Source organism: Pseudomonas gingeri, assembly GCF_013385425.1.
Lineage (GTDB): Bacteria > Pseudomonadota > Gammaproteobacteria > Pseudomonadales > Pseudomonadaceae > Aquipseudomonas > Aquipseudomonas gingeri_D.
In genome coordinates this window covers 207,402-224,658 of the sequence record NZ_JACAQA010000009.1, presented here as the reverse complement: position 1 = coordinate 224,658, position 17,257 = coordinate 207,402, and the positions used below count along the sequence as shown (strand labels likewise).

Here is a 17,257-nt window from a genome sequence, read left to right as displayed (position 1 = left end):
CTACACTGCGTCGCGAGGCAGCATCAACCCCAGCGGCAAACGAACCCGCGCTTCCAGGCCACCACCGGTGCGGTTGCGCAGTTCGACATTGCCGCCATGCATCGAGGCGATCCGCCTGACAATCGCCAGCCCCAGGCCCGTGCCCTTGCCGCCACGGGCCTTGTCGCCCCGGGTGAAGGGATTGAAGATGCCTTCCAGCTCCGCCGGATCAATCCCCGTCCCACGGTCCATGACGCTCAGTACCACGTACGGCGCGCTGCTGTCGCCCGAAACATAGGCCGCCACTTCCACGCCCTCGCCGGCATGGTGCAAGGCGTTGCCGATCAGGTTGTTCAACAGCCGCTTCATCGACACCCGGCGCAACGGGAACGGCTGGATCGGTTGCAACCGCGTGCGTACCCGCTCTTCGCTCTGGTTATAGGGCGCCACCACTTCGCGCACCAGCTCGCTCAGGTCGACCTCTTCCACCGACTCGTCGCGACCGTCGCGGATAAAGGCGAGGAACTGGTCGAGGATGGCGTCCATGTCCTCGATATCCCGGACCATCTCATCGCTGAGATCGTCATGACTGCCCATCAGCTCCAGTGACAGGCGCAGCCGCGTCAACGGCGTACGCAAGTCATGGGACACACCTGCCAGCATCAACTCCCGTTCTCGACCCGCCTGTTCGACGTCCTCGGCCATCTGGTTGAAGGCCCGGTACACCTCGGTCATTTCGCTGGGGGTATCACTGATCGGCAACCGTACGCTGCGCCCCTGGCCGAGTTGCCGCGCGGCATCCACCAGACGCTTCAACGGCTGGTTGAGCTGGCTGACGAAGATCCAGGCCGACGCGGTGGAGAGCAGTCCGATGGCCAGGAACCACCCAAGCACGCTCCAGATTTTCTGCCCGCGCAACGGATGCGGGTACAGCGGCACTTTCAGCCAGCCGGCACCCAGGCTCGGCGCCCGCACCCAGAGGGCCGGCGGCGAATGCATGCGCAGCCGCACCTCGGTGTCGGCACCCAGCTCGGCCTGCATCTGGCGCTGGTAAATCTCACTGTAGGGCCAGTGCTGTTCACCTTCCGGCACCCCACCGCTGACCACCCGGATCAAGCCGGCGGCATCGGCGATCTTGTCGCGATCGTCCTCGTCCGCCGCCCAATAGGCACGCAGGGTCAGGGCCACGCCGTGACTGTACTGACGGTCCACCAGCACGTCTTCGTTCATCAGCAGGTACACCAGGGTCAGTGCCTTGGAGAACAGCACGACGATCAGCACCAGCCAGAGGGTACGGGCGAAGAAACTTTGGGGGAACCAGAGAGGGGTTTTCATGGGCAGCCGCTGGACACTTTGCAGAGGCGAGCGGGCGGGCTCGCATATTGCGGATTGCGACTCGCCCGGGGTTTACCCGGGCGAATCGTTCCTACCGATCAACAGGCACCCGTCAACAGGCACCGGGCATCGTCACTTGGTCGCGGCGCCGTCCGGCACGAACACGTAACCCACGCCCCACACGGTCTGGATATAGCGCGGCTTGGACGGATCCGGTTCGATCATGCGGCGCAGACGGGAAATCTGCACGTCGATGGAACGCTCCAGGGCATCCCATTCACGACCCCGGGCCAGGTTCATCAGCTTGTCGCGGGTCAGCGGCTCGCGGGCATGCATGACCAGCGCCTTGAGCACGGCGAACTCGCCGGTGGTGAGCATGTGCACTTCTTCGCCGCGCTTGAGTTCGCGAGTGGCCAGGGACAGCTCGTAGTCACCGAAGGTCACGCTCTCGTCTTCGCTGCCCGGTGCGCCCGGCACCGGTGCCGACTGGCGACGCAACACCGCCTTGACCCGGGCCATCAGCTCATCGGGGTTGAAGGGTTTGGCCAGGTAATCGTCGGCGCCCAGCTCCAGGCCCTTGATCCGGCTCAGCTCGTCGCCCTTGGCGGTGAGCATGATGATCGGCACCTGGTTGTTCGCCGCGCGCAGGCGACGGCAGGCGGTCAGGCCGTCTTCGCCGGGCAGCATCAGGTCGAGGACCACCAGGTTGAAAACTTCACGGGACAGCAGGCGGTCCATCTGTTCGGTGTTCGCCACTGCGCGGGCGCGATAGCCCTTGCTGGTGAAAAAACGTTCCAGCAGGCTGCTCAGCCCGGGATCGTCATCAACGATGAGTATTTTTTCGCCTTCAGCAGGGTTTGCAGTGCTGCTCATTGGATGCTCCTTTGATCTCGGCACGCATTATGGGCCCAGCGGCCCTTATCCGTATCCGGTGCATTGTTAGCAGATTTTTCCTCAACTACCAGTAAACGCTCTAAAGGCACCGCGCGGGTGCACAATCCCCGCAAGCCCGGAACGCTGGTTATAATGCGCCGCCTCTTGTCTCAGGCAACGTCTGATCATTGCTGTGGCGTGCCGCTCTTTATTTTCCAAGGCACACAGCAATGTGCTGATTTCATGGGTCTCAAGGCTGCCTTTTGATCCCAAACCAGATTCGTCCCGATGGCTTGAGAGCCTCGACGCGTCTGCTTTCACACTTTGTCAGGTGGTTTTATGGACAGCATCAACAGCCGCATCGCCGAAGAACTCGGCGTCCGCCCACAACAGGTCGAAGCGGCCGTCGCTCTACTGGATGAGGGCTCCACCGTGCCCTTCATCGCGCGCTACCGCAAGGAAGTGACCGGCAGCCTGGATGACATCCAGCTGCGTCACCTGGAAGAGCGCCTGCGCTACCTGCGAGAACTCGACGAACGGCGCATCAGCATCCTCGCCAGCATCGAGGAGCAAGGCAAGCTGACTCCGGAATTGGCCCGCGATATCAAGCTGGCCGACACCAAGACCCGCCTCGAAGACCTTTACCTGCCGTACAAGCAGAAACGCCGCACCAAGGGCCAGATCGCCCTGGAAGCCGGCCTCGGCGAGTTGGCGGACGGCCTGTTCAACGACCCGATGCTGAATCCGGAAGTCGAAGCCGCGCGCTTCGTCGACGGTGAAAAAGGCGTGGCGGACGTGAAGGCGGCCCTGGAAGGCGCCAAGTACATCCTGATGGAACGCTTCGCCGAAGATGCCGGCCTGCTGGACAAGCTGCGCAACTACCTCAAGCAGGAAGCCACCCTGAGTGCCCGGGTCATCGCCGGCAAGGAAGAGGAAGGTGCCAAGTTCCGCGACTACTTCGAACACGACGAGCCGCTGAAAAGCATGCCGTCGCACCGCGCCCTGGCGATTTTCCGGGGCCGCAACGAAGGCATCCTCAGCTCCGCGCTGAAGGTCGGCGACGAGCAGCCGGGCAGCATGCACCCGTGCGAAGGCATGATCGGCCAGCAGTTCGGCATCCAGAACCAGAACCGTCCCGCCGATAAATGGCTGGGCGAAGTGGTGCGCTGGACCTGGAAGGTCAAGCTCTACACCCACCTGGAAACCGACCTGCTGGGCGAGCTGCGCGACGGCGCGGAAACCGAGGCGATCAATGTCTTCGCCCACAACCTGCACGACCTGCTGCTGGCCGCGCCGGCCGGCCCGCGCGCCACACTGGGCCTCGACCCGGGCCTGCGTACCGGCTGCAAGGTCGCGGTGGTGGACTCCACCGGCAAGCTGCTGGACCACGCCACCGTCTACCCCCACGTGCCGCACAACAAGTGGGACCAGACTCTGGCCGTGCTCGCCGCCCTGTGCGCCAAGCATTCGGTGGACCTGATCGCCATCGGCAACGGCACCGCCAGCCGTGAAACCGACAAGCTGGCCGCTGAACTGATCAAGAAATACCCAGCCATGAAGATGACCAAGGTCATGGTGTCCGAAGCCGGCGCCTCGGTGTACTCGGCCTCTGAACTGGCCTCCAAGGAATTCCCCGACCTGGATGTGTCGATCCGTGGCGCCGTGTCCATTGCCCGCCGCCTGCAGGACCCGCTGGCCGAGCTGGTGAAGATCGACCCGAAATCCATCGGCGTCGGCCAGTACCAGCACGACGTGTCCCAGCTCAAGCTGGCCCGTGGCCTGGATGCGGTGGTGGAAGACTGCGTGAACGCCGTCGGCGTCGACGTGAACACCGCCTCGGTGGCGTTGCTGGCGCGGATTTCCGGCCTCAACCCGACCCTGGCACAGAATATCGTCAACCACCGCGATGAAAACGGCGCGTTCAAGACCCGCGCCGCGCTGAAGAAAGTCGCCCGCCTGGGCGAGAAGACCTTCGAGCAGGCCGCCGGCTTCCTGCGGGTGATGAACGGCGACAATCCGCTGGACTCCTCCGCCGTGCACCCGGAAGCCTACCCGCTGGTGCAGCGCATCGCCGCAGAAACCGACCGCGACATCCGTTCGCTGATCGGCGACGCCAGCTTCCTCAAGCGCCTGGACCCGAAGAAATTCACCGATGAAACCTTCGGCCTGCCCACCGTCACCGACATTCTCCAGGAATTGGAGAAGCCGGGCCGCGACCCGCGTCCCGAGTTCAAGACCGCAGCGTTCCAGGACGGCGTCGAAGACCTCAAGGACCTGGAGCCGGGGATGATTCTCGAAGGCGTGGTAACCAACGTCACCAACTTCGGTGCCTTTGTCGATATCGGCGTACACCAGGACGGCCTGGTGCATATCTCCGCACTGTCCGAGAAGTTCATCAAGGACCCCCGTGAAGCGGTGAAAGCCGGCGATGTGGTGAAGGTCAAGGTCATGGAAGTCGATATCCCGCGCAAACGCGTCGGCCTGTCGATGCGCATGAGCGACACCCCGGGCGAGAAAGTCGACGGGGCCCGTGGCTCGCGTCCGGGCTCGGCACCACGGCCGTCGCAGAACAGCGCGCCGCGCAAGGAAAGCACCCCGGCCGCGCCAAGCAACAATGCTATGGCTTCGCTGTTCGCCAACGCCAAACAGTTGAAGAAACGCTGATGGACATTCCTGAGGGCCTCACCCAGAGCGCTTTCAGCGAGATGCTCGGCTGCCGCCTGCAACGCCTGGAAACCGGTGTTGCCGAGGTGGCCCTGGCGCTGGAGCCGCACCTGCGCAATCGCGGCAACGTGATGCACGGCGGGGCGATTTTCAGCCTGGTGGACATCACCATGGGACTGGCCTGCTCCAGCTCCCATGGTTTTGACCAGCGCAGCGTGACCATCGAGTGCAAGATCAACTACATGCGGGCGGTGGCCGAGGGCGAAGTGTTGTGCGTCGCCACGGTCATCCACCCCGGCCGCCGCACCTTGGTGGTCGAAGCCGAAGTGCGCCAAGGCGACAAACTTGTCGCTAAAGCACAAGGCACCTTCGCTGTTCTCTAGCCGCCCTGGCTCGATTTGAGTTAATTTCGACACTGTGAAAGCAGTGTCGGGGTTTTCCCTTTCACTGCCTCCGACCCAGGGAGGAAGTGTCGGCGTTTTCTGATATTTACCAGGCGACCACGCCAGTTCTCAACTTCACCCTTGTAGACCGTCTTGCCCACCCCCATATTGGGGCGACCGACGCGTGAAGGAATCCAACTTGAGCGAACTTCTCAACCGCCGCCTGGCTCTGCTCGGCGAGCGCGACCACCTCTCTCTGCTCGAACAGTGCCTGCACGGCATCGAGCGTGAATGCCTGCGCGTCACCGGCGTTGCTCGTCTGGCGCAGACACCGCACCCCGAAGAGCTGGGCTCCGCACTGACCAACGAACAAATCACCACCGACTATTCCGAGTCGCTGCTGGAGTTCATCACTCCCGCCCTGGCCGACCCGGCGGACACCCTGGCCAGCCTGGACAAGATCCATCGTTTTGCCTACAGCAAGCTCGGCAACGAGTACCTGTGGAGCCCGTCGATGCCTTGCCCGTTGCCGGCGGAAGAAGATATTCCGATCGCCTATTACGGCACCTCGAATATCGGCAAGCTCAAGTATGTGTACCGCCAGGGCCTGGCCCTGCGCTACGGCAAGACCATGCAGTGCATTGCCGGGATTCACTACAATTTCTCCCTGCCGGAGCAGCTCTGGCCCGTGCTCAAGCAGGCAGAGGGTTTCGTCGGCACGGACCGCGACTACCAGTCGCTGGCCTACATCGCGATGATCCGCAACTTCCGCCGATACAGCTGGCTGCTGATGTACCTGTTCGGTGCATCGCCGGCCCTGGACGCCGGTTTCCTGCGCGGGCGTGCCCATTCGCTGGAACAGTTCGACGCCGATACGCTGTACCTGCCCTACGCCACCAGCCTGCGCATGAGCGACCTGGGTTACCAGAGCAACGCCCAGGCCGGCCTGACGCCCTGCTACAACGACCTGGACAGCTACATCGACAGCCTGCGCAAGGCGGTGGCCACTCCCTACGCACCTTACGTAGAGATCGGCACACACAAGGATGGTGAGTGGGTACAGCTCAACACCAACATCCTGCAGATCGAAAACGAGTACTACTCCAACATTCGCCCCAAACGCGTGACCTACACCGGCGAGCGGCCGATCCAGGCGCTGATGGCCCGTGGCGTGCAGTATGTCGAGGCGCGCTGCCTGGACATCAACCCATTCCTGCCGACCGGTATCGATCTGACCGAGGCGCGTTTCCTCGATGCGTTCCTGCTGTATTGCGCGCTGAACGACAGTCCGCTGTTCGAAAACAACGAGTGCGGCAATGCCACCTCGAACTTCCTCAGCGTGGTCAAGGAAGGTCGGCGCCCGGGCCTGCAATTGCAGCGTCGGGGTGAGGCGGTGGGCCTGAAGGAATGGGCCAACGAGTTGCTGGAGAAGATCGCGCCGCTGGCGGCGTTGCTGGACCGCAGCCATGGTGGTGATAGTCACGCCAAGGCGCTGGACGAGCAGCTTGCCAAGGTCAAGGATTCGTCCCTGACGCCATCGGCCCAGGTGTTGGCGAGCATGACCGCGCACAAGGAAAGCTTCGCGCAGTTCTCGATGCGCCAGAGCCAGGCCCATGCCGAGTTCTTCCGCAGTCAGCCGTTGAGCAAGGAAGAACAGGCCGGCTTCGAGGAAGCGGCTCGTAAATCCCTGGTGCAACAGGCTGAGCTGGAACAGAACGAGGTGGGGGATTTCGACGTGTTTGTCGGGTCGTACCAGGCGAGTATTCTGGCAATCAGTAATTGATGCGGCGTCTTCATTGACGCCTTCGCGGGCAAGCCCTGCTCCTACAGTTCCGTGTCCTACACAAGGTCAGTGGTCGACGACGTACTGTAGGAGCAGGGCTTGTCGGGACGCCGCACCGCCGCGAAGAGGCCCTTGAGACCGACAAAAAACCTCAAGGACCAGACCCGCTCATGAAGATCAGAGGGCTTTTTCGAAGATCTTCGAATTACGCTGATAGTTGTACAGCGAAGCCCGCGCGCTCGGCAGCCGCTCCACACTGCTCGGCTCAAAGCCACGCTCACGGAACCAGTGTGCCGTACGGGTCGTCAGCACGAACAAGGTCTTCAATCCCTGCTCCCGCGCCCGCGCTTCAATCCGCTCCAACAGCTCATCGCCGCGACCGCCATGGCGATACTCCGGGTTCACCGCCAGGCACGCCAACTCCCCCGCCTCTGAATCGGCAATCTGATACAACGCCGCACAGGCAATGATCATCCCCTCGCGCTCAACCACGCTGAACTGCTCGATCTCACGCTCCAGCACTTCCCGCGAACGCCGCACCAAGATGCCCTGCTCTTCCAGCGGGCTGATCAGGTCGAGCAAACCGCCGACATCTTCAATCGCCGCCTCGCGCACCAGTTCGAACTGCTCCTGGGCCACCAGCGTACCGCCGCCGTCACGGGTAAACAGCTCGGTCAACAGCGCGCCATCCTCGGCATAACTGACGATATGGCTGCGCGCCACACCGCCACGACAGGCCTGCGCCGCCGCATCCAGCAGCTCGCCCTGGTAATCGTTGCCCAGGCGCAACAGATGCGCGGGCACCTGCTGCGGACGCAGCTCGCGGACCAGCTTGCCATTTTCATCGATCAGGCCATGATCGGCGCCAAACAGCAGGAGCTTTTCCGCCTCCAGGTCGATGGCGGCACGGGTCGCCACGTCTTCGCAGGCCAGGTTGAAGATTTCCCCCGTGGGCGAATACCCCAGCGGCGACAGCAGGACAATCGAGCGCTCGTCCAGCAGGCGGTTGATACCCCGGCGGTCGACCCGGCGCACTTCGCCGGTGTGGTGATAGTCGACGCCTTCGAGCACGCCGATCGGCCGCGCCGTGACCAGGTTGCCGCCGGCCACCCGCAGCCGCGAGCCCTGCATCGGCGAGGCGGCCAGGTCCATGGACAGGCGCGCCTCGATGGCGATCCGCAGTTGGCCGACGGCGTCGATCACGCATTCCAGGGTCGCCGCATCGGTAATCCGCATGCCGTGGTGGTAATGCGGGGTCAGGCCACGGGCCGCCAGGCGGCTTTCGATCTGCGGACGCGAGCCGTGCACCAGCACCAGCCGCACGCCCAGGCTGTGGAGCAGCACCAGGTCGTGGACGATATTGCCGAAGTTGGGGTGCTCGATACCGTCGCCAGGGAGCATGACCACGAAGGTGCAGTCCCGATGGGCATTGATATAGGGAGAGGCATGGCGAAGCCAATTCACGTAATCGGGCATAAAACCTGAACCTGTATAAAAAACAGCCAATAGAAAATAGATGCAACGTCAAAACGCACAACGGGCTGTTGGTTATCGTCGGAACAGGCTTGGCGACACGCGCGCTCTCCTTGGTATCCAGGAAAAAATCAATGAGCCGCGCATTTAACGCAAGGTTGCGGCCGGGCTCAAGCAGTAATGTTGAATCAATTCACGCAGTAGATGCACGGTAGGCTGCAAACGTGACATTTCGAGGTATTCCCCCGGCTGATGCGCACACGCGATGTCGCCAGGGCCCAGGACCAGGGTTTCGCAGCCAAGGCGCTGAAGATAAGGCGCTTCGGTGCCGAATGCCACTGCCTCGGCGCGATGACCGGTGATTTTTTCCGCAACCTGGACCAGTTCCGAATCAGCGGCCTGTTCGAACGGCGGCACTTCGGGAAACAGCGGTGCGTAGTCGATCTTCACCTGGTGCCGTTGCGCCAGGGGTTCGAGCTTGGCGCGAATCGCCGCCCGCAGCACGCTCGGGTCCATGCCCGGCAAGGGCCGCAGGTCGAACTCCAGGGAGCACTGGCCACAGATGCGGTTGGGGTTGTCGCCGCCGTGGATGCAGCCGAAGTTCAGGGTCGGCTGGGGCACGCTGAATTGCGGGTTGTTGTATTCGCGCTGCCATTGCCAGCGCAGGCCCTTGAGCTCGCCGATGGCGTCGTGCATGGCCTCCAGGGCGCTATGGCCCAGGCTCGGGTCGGAGGAGTGGCCGCTGCGGCCGAGAATCTCGATGCGCTCCATCATCACGCCCTTGTGCAGGCGGATCGGCTTCAGGCCCGTGGGTTCGCCGATCACTGCGGCGCGACCGAGAGGCCGGCCGGCTTCGGCCAGGGCCCGGGCGCCGGACATGGAGCTTTCTTCGTCGCAGGTGGCGAGGATCAGCAACGGCTGCTTGAACGGTTGCTCGAGCAGCGGGATCACCGCTTCAATGGCCAGGGCGAAAAAGCCCTTCATGTCGCAACTGCCCAGGCCGACCCAGCGGCCATCGACTTCGGTCAGTTTCAGCGGGTCGGTCTGCCACAGCGCGCCATCGAACGGTACGGTGTCGCTGTGCCCGGCCAGCACCAGGCCGCCGGGGCCGCTGCCGAAGCTGGCGAGCAGGTTGAACTTGCCGGGGCTGACCTGCTGGATATCGCAGCTGAAACCCAGGTCGCCGAGCCAGGTCGCCAGCAGGTCGATCACCGGACGGTTGGACTGATCCAGGCTCGGCTGGGTACAGCTGACCGACGGCGCGGCAACCAGCGCAGCGAATTGATCTTTCATCGACGGCAACGGCATGACGCTGACTCCCGAACTCCAAGGCGAAGCTCATCATAGAGCCATCCGGCGACTGGAATAAACCGCCGCGACGCGTGCCGCCCGCTTGTCCTGTACACTGCACGGCCTAGGCAGCCCCCTTCTCCCCCGGCTGCGCTCCCGATCCTGGATTTTCCGGCCATGCAGAAAGAAACCGAAATCAAACTCCGCGTCAGCCGCGAAACCCTCGCCGCCCTGCGCGAGCACCCGCTGCTGAAAAAACGCAACAAAAGTGGCTGGGAACGTCGCGAGCTGACCAATCAGTATTTCGACACCCCCGAGCGCGACCTGGCCAAGGCCAAGGTCGCCCTGCGCCTGCGCCGTGACGGCGAAGAAGTGATCCAGACCCTCAAGACCCGCGGCCAGAGCGTCGCCGGTCTGTCGGAACGCAACGAGTACGACTGGCACCTGGCCAAGGCCAAGCTCGATGTGAAAAAACTCGACGGCGAATGCTGGCCCGAAGCGCTGGCCGAGCTGGACAAGAAAACCCTGAAGCCGATCTTCACCACCGATTTCGTCCGCGAACGCGCCGAAATCGCCTGGGGTCGCGGCAAGGCCAAGGTGGTGATCGAAGCCGCCCTGGACCTGGGCTTTGTCATCGCCGGCAAGCAGAAAGAAGAAATCTGCGAGCTGGAACTGGAATTGCGCGAAGGCGACCCGTCGGCACTGCTGGAACTGGCCGCCGATCTGGCCGAGAAACTGGCGCTGATGCCGTGCGATATCAGCAAGGCCGAGCGCGGTTATCGCCTGTTCGACGCCAACAGCTATTCGCTGAGCCTGCCGGCCCCGCAGTTGAGCGCCGAGATGCCGCTGGACGATGCGTTCGCCGCCTTGGGCTGGCATTTGCTCGCCAGCAGCCAGCGACTGGCCGAACAATACCGGTTCAACGGTCACTGGCGTTTGCTGCAGGACTGGGTCGAGCAGTTGATCGAATTGCGCGCCCTGCTCGGCAGCCTCGGCCAGGCCGCGCCACGGCAATCCACCAGCGAACTGCGCAGCGCCCTGGATGCGTTGCTGGAAGACTGGCGCCCACTGGTCCACGCCGGCCAGGAAGACGAAGACGTGCGCAAGGCCGCGCCGGAGCAGTTCCTGGAAGAGCTGGAAGATGTGCGCTGGGGCCTGTTCTCGCTGAACACCTCGCGCTGGTTGCTGGCCCGTAGCTGGACCGCCGAGCGCACCACCCGCGGCAATCGCCAGGGCGCGGCCCAGTTGCAGAACTGGTTGCCACGGCTGCTGGCCGAAGAAGCCACCTCGTTGCAACTGGGACGCTACCAGCAGCAACCGGAAGACCTCGCCGAACAACTGCCGCGTATCGAGCGCATCCAGGCCTGGCTGCATCTGGCCCGTGGCGTGCTGGAGTTGCCGGAGCTGGATCGCCTGTTCGGTGAAATGAACAAGCTGGCGCAACTGGCCGAGACCGATATCAGCGATGAAGTGCTGGAGGCCCGGGTGCAGCAGGCGCTGACGGTGTTCCAGAGCCGTGCCTGGAAAACCTTGTTGCGTCTGTAACGCCCCGCAATCTGTAGGAGCATGGCTTGCCAGCGAAGCTTTTGGCGGTAGTAAGGGCCTCTTCGCGGGCAAGCCACGCTCCTACAGGAAGGTGTCGTTCGGCAGGACGCTGTTCGACATCAGACTCACCGAAAATTTCTTGCATCGGTAAATCTGGTCTACATTTGAACCTGATAGATCAATAAAGCACTCTGGATTAACACTAAGTGCCTTCGGTTCTATCGCAAGACGTTCAGGCGACACCTTTAAGAACACCATCGTTTGCCCACCGCCCGGTAGGCATGCAGCACGACGGCATTGTGTGATTAGCCGTATCTGTCCCCTTTCAAGATTTTCTTAGAATGGTACGGATGGGTGCTGTCATGCAGCCTTCAGATGACGACGATGATGTTGCGAACCTGATGGGAAAGTTCGGTGCCAAGGCCGACCGCTATCGGGAAATCGAGGTGGCCCGGGTCTTCACCGAAACGCCAGCGCCCACCCCTGCGGCCCCCCAGCCTCCAGCCCCCACGCCTGCCGAACCGACCTCGCCGCCGCTCGTCCAGGGTGATACCGGCGCGCCTGAAACAACCGCAGCACCGTCCCTGCGCACACTGCTCCAGGATCTCGCCCGGCAACGCCAGGCGCAGGCCACGCAACAACCCCAGCCGGCCCTCGCCGCCCAGGTTCCGGGCCGGATCATTGCGGTGGTCTCGACCCGTGGCGGCGTCGGCCGCAGCACCTTGGCCAGTCTCCTGGCCATCCTGCTCAACAGCACTGACCGGCAGGCCATCGTCCTCGAACTCGACCCACAGAATGCGCAATACCATCACCTGGGCACCCGCCCACCCGCACAAGGTATCTGCCAGGCCAGCCTGGAACAGCGCAGCTGGCACGATCTTGCGCAAACCGGCTACGCCAACACCCGGCTGCTGGCCTTCGGCGAGAACGACCCGCAACAGTTGCAAGCCCTTGAACACCAGCTTGAAGGTGACCCGCACTGGCTGGCCCGCCACCTGAACGAACTGGCCCTCGGCAAGCACGACACACTGATCATCGACACCCCTCCCGGCAGCACGCTCTATCAGCAGCAGGCGCTGCACATGGCCGACCTGGTGATCGCCGTCGTCCGGCCCGACGCGGCCTCCCACGCCGCCCTCGAGCGCCTGATCACGGCGATCAAGCCTCACCTGGGCGGTGACAGGCCGGCAAGCTGCTGGTTCGTGATCAACGGCGTGGACAACGCCCACCCCTTGTCCGTGGACATCGCGCAGATCCTCGAGAGCCAACTGAAAACCCAACTGCTCGGCACGATCACCTGGGACGAGGCCATCGCCGAGGCGCTGGCCTATGAATGCAATCCGTTCGAGCAATCCGCCGAATCCCGCGGCTGCCAGGACCTCCTGGCCATCGCCGACAAGCTCCACGATCAGCTGGAGTCACAGCACCCATGACCTTCGAACGCCGCGTCCAACGCCTGCTCGGCACCGCCCTGCACCACCTCCGCCAATGGTCGCAGCCACTGCGCCTGGGCCTGATCCTGTGCGCCGCGATCCTCTGCGCCGTGGTCCTGGCCGGGGTGATCAGCGCGCCCGCGGACCTGCTCCAGCAAACCCTGTTCGGCCTTGCCTGCCTGGTCGCGGTCCTGGTCCTGCGACGCTTCGAAGGTCACCTGCCGATCATCGCCATGATCAGCCTGTCGCTGATTGCCTCCCTGCGCTACATGTACTGGCGCCTGACCGAGACCCTGGAGTTGGAGAATTTCCACGACATGCTGTTCGGCTACACCCTGGTGCTGGCCGAGCTCTATGCGCTGCTGGTGCTGGTCTTCGGCTACGTACAGACCGCCTGGCCGCTCAAGCGCCGGCCGATCCTGCTCAGCGAAGACCCGGCGCAATGGCCCAGCGTCGATGTGTTTATCACCACCGTCAACGAGTCGCTGGAGATCGTCAAGATCACCGTATTCGCCGCGCTACGAATGAACTGGCCGACAGACAAGCTCAAGGTTTATGTGCTGGATGACGGCCACCGCGAGGAGTTCCGGCTGTTCTGCGAGAGCGTCGGCGCCCACTACCTGACCCGCGACAACAACCTGCACGCCAAGGCCGGCAATTTCAACGCGGCGCTCAAGGTCACCCATGGCGAATACATTGCCGCCTTCGACGCCGACCACGTGCCCTCGCGCTCCTTCCTGCAAATCAGCATGGGCTGGTTCCTCAAGGACCCGAAGCTGGCGATGCTGCAGACCCCCCACGTGTTCTTTTCCCAGGACCCCTTCGAAAAAAACCTCAAGACCTACCAGCAGGTCCCCAACGAAGCCGAGTTGTTCTACGGCCTGGTGCAGGACGGCAACGACCTGTGGAACGCCGCCATGTTCTGCGGCTCCTGCGCCCTGATGCGCCGGGCACCGCTGGAAGCCGTCGGCGGGATGGATGAAACCACGCTCACCGAAGACGCTCACACTTCGCTGAAACTCAACCGCGCCGGCTACAACACCGCCTACCTGGCCCTGCCGCAAGCCGCCGGCATGGCCACCGAAAACCTCTCGCGGCATATCAATCAGCGGGTGCGCTGGGCCCGCGGCATGACGCAGATTTTCCGCACCGACAACCCCATGCTCGGCCGCGGCCTGACCCTGGGCCAGCGCATCTGCTACAGCAACGCCATGCTGCACTTCTTCTATGGCTTCCCGCGCCTGGTGTTTCTCACCGCGCCTCTGGCCTACCTGATTTTCGGTGCGCAGATCTTCCACGCCGCGCCGCTGATGGTGGCCGCCTACGCGGCGCCGCACCTGCTGCTGGCCAACCTGACCAACTCGCGCATCCAGGGGCGCTTCCGCCATTCGTACTGGAACGAGGTCTACGAAACGGTGCTGGCCTGGTACATCCTGACGCCGGTGCTGATGGGTATGCTCAGGCCAAAATCCGGGCACTTCAACGTCACCGACAAGGGCGGCGACCTGCACCATGGCTTCTTCGACTGGAAGATGGCCCGGCCTTACATCGTGCTGCTGGTCCTGAATATCGCCGCCGTGGTGTACGGGGTCTACGACTACCTCGGCGCCGATGTCACCACCGATGAAACGGTGCTGCTCAACCAGGTCTGGGCCCTGTACAACGCCCTGATGTGCGCCGCCGCCATCGCGGTCGCCAGCGAAACCCGCCAGGTACGGGCCGAACCCCGGGTCGAGGCGCAATTGCCGGTCGGTCTGCGGCTGGCCGACGGCACCGAGTATCACAGCCACACCCAGGACTTTTCCCAGGGCGGCCTGGGCCTGAAGCTGGCGCCGGGTCAATCGATTCCCCTCGGCACGCCGTTGCGGGTCTCGCTGTTTCGCCACCAGCAGCACTATCACTTCGACGGCAGCGTGGTCTTCAGCCGCGACAATACGGTCGGCATCCGCTTCGACCCGATGACCTTGAGCCAGCAAAGCGATCTGGTCCACCTGACCTTCTCGCGCGCCGACACCTGGGCGCGGAATTGGGGCACCAGCGTACCCGACTCCCCCCTCAAGGCCCTGCGCGCGATCAGTGTCATCGCCGTGCACGGCGTTTCCGAGTTGCTCAAGGCAACCCTCAGATTACCCGGCCAGGCGCTCGAACGGCGGCGCTCCGGCACCTCTTCCTCAGCACCTGCCCTGGACACGCCATGAGCCCGATATTCTCCGCTGGCAGCGATGGACGCTGCATTCGTTACGCCCTCCTGTTGCTGCTCTGCTGCGGCGTCTATCCGGGCTCCGGCAACGCCGTGACGCAAACAGACAACCGCAGCAGCCCCGCCGCCGGCGCCGGCCAGGCACCGGTGATCGCCGGTGACAAGAACAGCTACAGCCTGACCTTCAAGCAACTGGGACGCCGCGACCCCTTGTACCTGCGCGGCGTCGAGTCGACCGACAGCGTCGACTTCGGGATTCGCGCCGACCAGGTGGTGACCGGCGTCCAGGTGGTCCTGCATTACGGTTATTCGGCGCTGATGCTGCCCGAGCTGTCGCAGATCAACGTGTTGGTCAACGACAGGGTCGCCGTCAGCCTGCCGCTACCCCGGGAACAGGCCGGCAAGGATCTGGAGCGGGTGGTCGAGATCCCCGCGCGACTGATCACCGACTTCAACCGGCTGGACCTGCAACTGATCGGGCACTACACGATGCAGTGCGAAGACCCGTTGCACTCGAGCCTGTGGGCCAGGGTCGGCAACGACAGCCAGCTGAATATCCAGTATTCGCCCATCGCCCTGAAAAACGACCTGGCCCTGCTGCCGGTGCCGTTCTTCGACCGCCACGATGCGCGCCCGCTGGTCCTGCCCTTCGTCTTCGACGCCAACCCCAGCCCCGCCAAGCTGGAAGCGGCAGCGGCGATCGCTTCCAAGTTCGGCGCCCTGGCCAGCTACCGCACCGCGACCTTTCCCGCCAGCGTCGGGCAACTGCCGGCCAAGGGCAATGCGATTGTCTTCGTCACCCACCGCGAAACCCTGGCGCTGGGCGAGCTGTCGAGCAATCCGGCCAGCGGCCCCAGCGTGACCATGATGACCAACCCCAACGACCCCTATGGCAAGCTGCTGGTGATCAGCGGACGCAACGACGCTGAACTGAAGATTGCCGCCACGGCCGTCGCCCTGGGCAGCCAGTCGCTGTCCGGTGCCACCGCGCTGATCGACCACCTCGACCCGCTGCCGGTGCGCGTGCCCTATGACGCGCCCAACTGGCTGCCGACCGACCGACCGGTGAAGCTCGGCGAGCTGGTCGACGCCCGGCAATTGCATGTCTCCGGCTACAGCCCCGAGGACATCAAAATTGCCCTGCGCCTGCCGCCGGACCTGTTCGAATGGCGCGGACGCGGCGCCCCGCTGCTGCTCAAATACCGTTACACACCGCAGCAGTTCTCAACCAACTCGGCGCTGCTGGTGCACCTCAACGATCACCTGGTGCGCTCGATGCAGCTGCCGTCGATCCCCAATCTCAAAGGCGGACCGGACCTGCTCGAGTGGCTGAAGAAAGACGACAGCCTGCCGCAAGAAGCCAGCATGTACCTGCCCCTGGGCATCGCCACCTTCGAGTCGCAGCTGCAAATGCGCTACCTGTACGACTATGTCAAACAAGGCGAATGCCGGGACGTCATCGTCGAAGACATGCGCGGCCAGATCGAGGGCGACTCGACCCTCGACCTGAGCGGCCTGGACCACTACACCGCGATGCCCGACCTGGGCAAGTTCCGCGACAGCGGCTTCCCCTTCACCCGCCTGGCCGACCTCTCGGAAACCGCGGTGGTGATGCCCGACACCCAGGAGCCGGCGACCCTCAGCGCTTTCCTCACCGTGCTCGGGCGTTTCGGCGAATCCACCGGCTATCCGGCCACCGGCCTGCAAGTGATCCAGGCCCGTGACGTCGAGGGGGTCAGCGACAAGGACCTGCTGGTGTTCGCCACCGGCAACGACCAGCCCCTGCTCAAGCAATGGGCCGACGCGTCGCCGGCCCGTAGCGAAGGCAGCCGGCACTTCTTCGACCTGAGCGACCTGGCCTTGCGTATTCACGACTGGTTCAGCCCCGACTCGCAAGCGGCGATCCGCAAGACCCGCGCCACCCTGGAATGGTCGGGCCGAGGCACGCCTTATCTGGCGGGCTTCGAGTCGCCGCTCAAAAACGGCCGCAGTGTAGTGGTGGTCGCCAGCAGCGACCCGGCGCGACTGACCGAGGTCACCGCAGCGATGATCGGTGGCGATGACTACAAGGACCTGATCCAGGGCAGCCTGGCCGTGATCCAGGACAAGCAGATCACCACCCTGGCCGCCGACCAGCCGTACTACGTCGGTCACCTGGGCTGGTTCCGGCACTTGCAGCTGCTGCTGTCGCGGCATCTGAGCGGGATGCTGCTCGCCGTCCTGATCGGCTTCGTGCTGCTCTGTGCCTTGATCTTCCTGGGGCTGCGGGCCCAGGCCAAACGGCGGTTGTCGTGAATCC

The 17,257-nt window shown here is 63.7% G+C and carries 11 protein-coding genes; 7 read left to right on the top strand and 4 right to left on the bottom strand.

The genetic code is table 11. The features are described 5' to 3' along the window. Entirely contained in the window at positions 1-1,314 is a 1,314-nt protein-coding gene (locus HX830_RS14695; RefSeq protein ID WP_152736753.1) for an ATP-binding protein, read from the bottom strand. A 132-nt stretch (positions 1,315-1,446) separates the two neighbouring features. Further along, positions 1,447-2,187, bottom strand: a complete 741-nt coding sequence (gene ompR / locus HX830_RS14690; RefSeq protein ID WP_100942051.1) for an osmolarity response regulator transcription factor OmpR — start codon at positions 2,185-2,187, stop codon at positions 1,447-1,449. Positions 2,188-2,526: 339 nt separating this feature from the next. On the opposite strand from ompR, the gene HX830_RS14685 reads away from it, so the two are divergent. The 3 genes from HX830_RS14685 (at position 2,527) to gshA (ending at position 7,017) form a co-directional block, all read left to right on the top strand. Continuing rightward, positions 2,527-4,851 (top strand): Tex family protein, encoded by a 2,325-nt coding sequence (locus HX830_RS14685; protein ID WP_177100929.1) that lies wholly within the window; start codon positions 2,527-2,529, stop codon positions 4,849-4,851. Continuing rightward, entirely contained in the window at positions 4,851-5,234 is a 384-nt protein-coding gene (locus HX830_RS14680; protein WP_103499807.1) for a PaaI family thioesterase, read from the top strand. The genes HX830_RS14685 and HX830_RS14680 overlap by 1 nt, the downstream gene beginning before the upstream one ends. A gap of 199 nt (positions 5,235-5,433) precedes the next feature. Next, entirely contained in the window at positions 5,434-7,017 is a 1,584-nt protein-coding gene (gene gshA, locus HX830_RS14675) for a glutamate--cysteine ligase (protein WP_103499806.1), read from the top strand. A 177-nt stretch (positions 7,018-7,194) separates the two neighbouring features. Here the strand turns inward: gshA and argA are convergent, their stop codons facing one another. Next, entirely contained in the window at positions 7,195-8,493 is a 1,299-nt protein-coding gene (gene argA, locus HX830_RS14670; RefSeq protein ID WP_103495539.1) for an amino-acid N-acetyltransferase, read from the bottom strand. 144 nt (positions 8,494-8,637) lie between these two features. Continuing rightward, positions 8,638-9,798 carry an acetylornithine deacetylase gene (argE, locus tag HX830_RS14665; RefSeq protein WP_103495538.1) on the bottom strand — a complete coding sequence of 387 codons (1,161 nt, stop codon included), beginning with the start codon at positions 9,796-9,798 and terminating at the stop codon, positions 8,638-8,640. Positions 9,799-9,957: 159 nt separating this feature from the next. On the opposite strand from argE, the gene HX830_RS14660 reads away from it, so the two are divergent. The 4 genes from HX830_RS14660 (at position 9,958) to bcsB (ending at position 17,253) form a co-directional block, all read left to right on the top strand. Continuing rightward, positions 9,958-11,325 (top strand): CYTH domain-containing protein, encoded by a 1,368-nt coding sequence (locus HX830_RS14660; protein WP_177100927.1) that lies wholly within the window; start codon positions 9,958-9,960, stop codon positions 11,323-11,325. 362 nt (positions 11,326-11,687) lie between these two features. Continuing rightward, on the top strand, positions 11,688-12,758 hold the full coding sequence (gene bcsQ, locus HX830_RS14655; protein WP_103495535.1) for a cellulose biosynthesis protein BcsQ: 1,071 nt from the start codon (positions 11,688-11,690) through the stop codon (positions 12,756-12,758). Continuing rightward, on the top strand, positions 12,755-14,956 hold the full coding sequence (bcsA, locus tag HX830_RS14650) for a UDP-forming cellulose synthase catalytic subunit (protein WP_177100925.1): 2,202 nt from the start codon (positions 12,755-12,757) through the stop codon (positions 14,954-14,956). Before bcsQ ends, bcsA begins: the two co-directional genes overlap by 4 nt. After that, positions 14,953-17,253 (top strand): cellulose biosynthesis cyclic di-GMP-binding regulatory protein BcsB, encoded by a 2,301-nt coding sequence (gene bcsB / locus HX830_RS14645; RefSeq protein ID WP_177100923.1) that lies wholly within the window; start codon positions 14,953-14,955, stop codon positions 17,251-17,253. Before bcsA ends, bcsB begins: the two co-directional genes overlap by 4 nt. Positions 17,254-17,257: the final 4 nt, after the last annotated feature.

Bases quoted from the DNA above. Each gene is read 5' to 3' on its own strand.
- HX830_RS14695 (WP_152736753.1), bottom strand. From the start codon at position 1,314: ATGAAAACCCCTCTCTGGTTCCCCCAAAGTTTCTTCGCCCGTACCCTC.
- ompR (WP_100942051.1), bottom strand. From the start codon at position 2,187: ATGAGCAGCACTGCAAACCCTGCTGAAGGCGAAAAAATACTCATCGTT.
- HX830_RS14685 (WP_177100929.1), top strand. From the start codon at position 2,527: ATGGACAGCATCAACAGCCGCATCGCCGAAGAACTCGGCGTCCGCCCA.
- HX830_RS14680 (WP_103499807.1), top strand. From the start codon at position 4,851: ATGGACATTCCTGAGGGCCTCACCCAGAGCGCTTTCAGCGAGATGCTC.
- argA (WP_103495539.1), bottom strand. From the start codon at position 8,493: ATGCCCGATTACGTGAATTGGCTTCGCCATGCCTCTCCCTATATCAAT.
- argE (WP_103495538.1), bottom strand. From the start codon at position 9,798: ATGCCGTTGCCGTCGATGAAAGATCAATTCGCTGCGCTGGTTGCCGCG.
- HX830_RS14660 (WP_177100927.1), top strand. From the start codon at position 9,958: ATGCAGAAAGAAACCGAAATCAAACTCCGCGTCAGCCGCGAAACCCTC.
- bcsQ (WP_103495535.1), top strand. From the start codon at position 11,688: ATGCAGCCTTCAGATGACGACGATGATGTTGCGAACCTGATGGGAAAG.
- bcsA (WP_177100925.1), top strand. From the start codon at position 12,755: ATGACCTTCGAACGCCGCGTCCAACGCCTGCTCGGCACCGCCCTGCAC.
- bcsB (WP_177100923.1), top strand. From the start codon at position 14,953: ATGAGCCCGATATTCTCCGCTGGCAGCGATGGACGCTGCATTCGTTAC.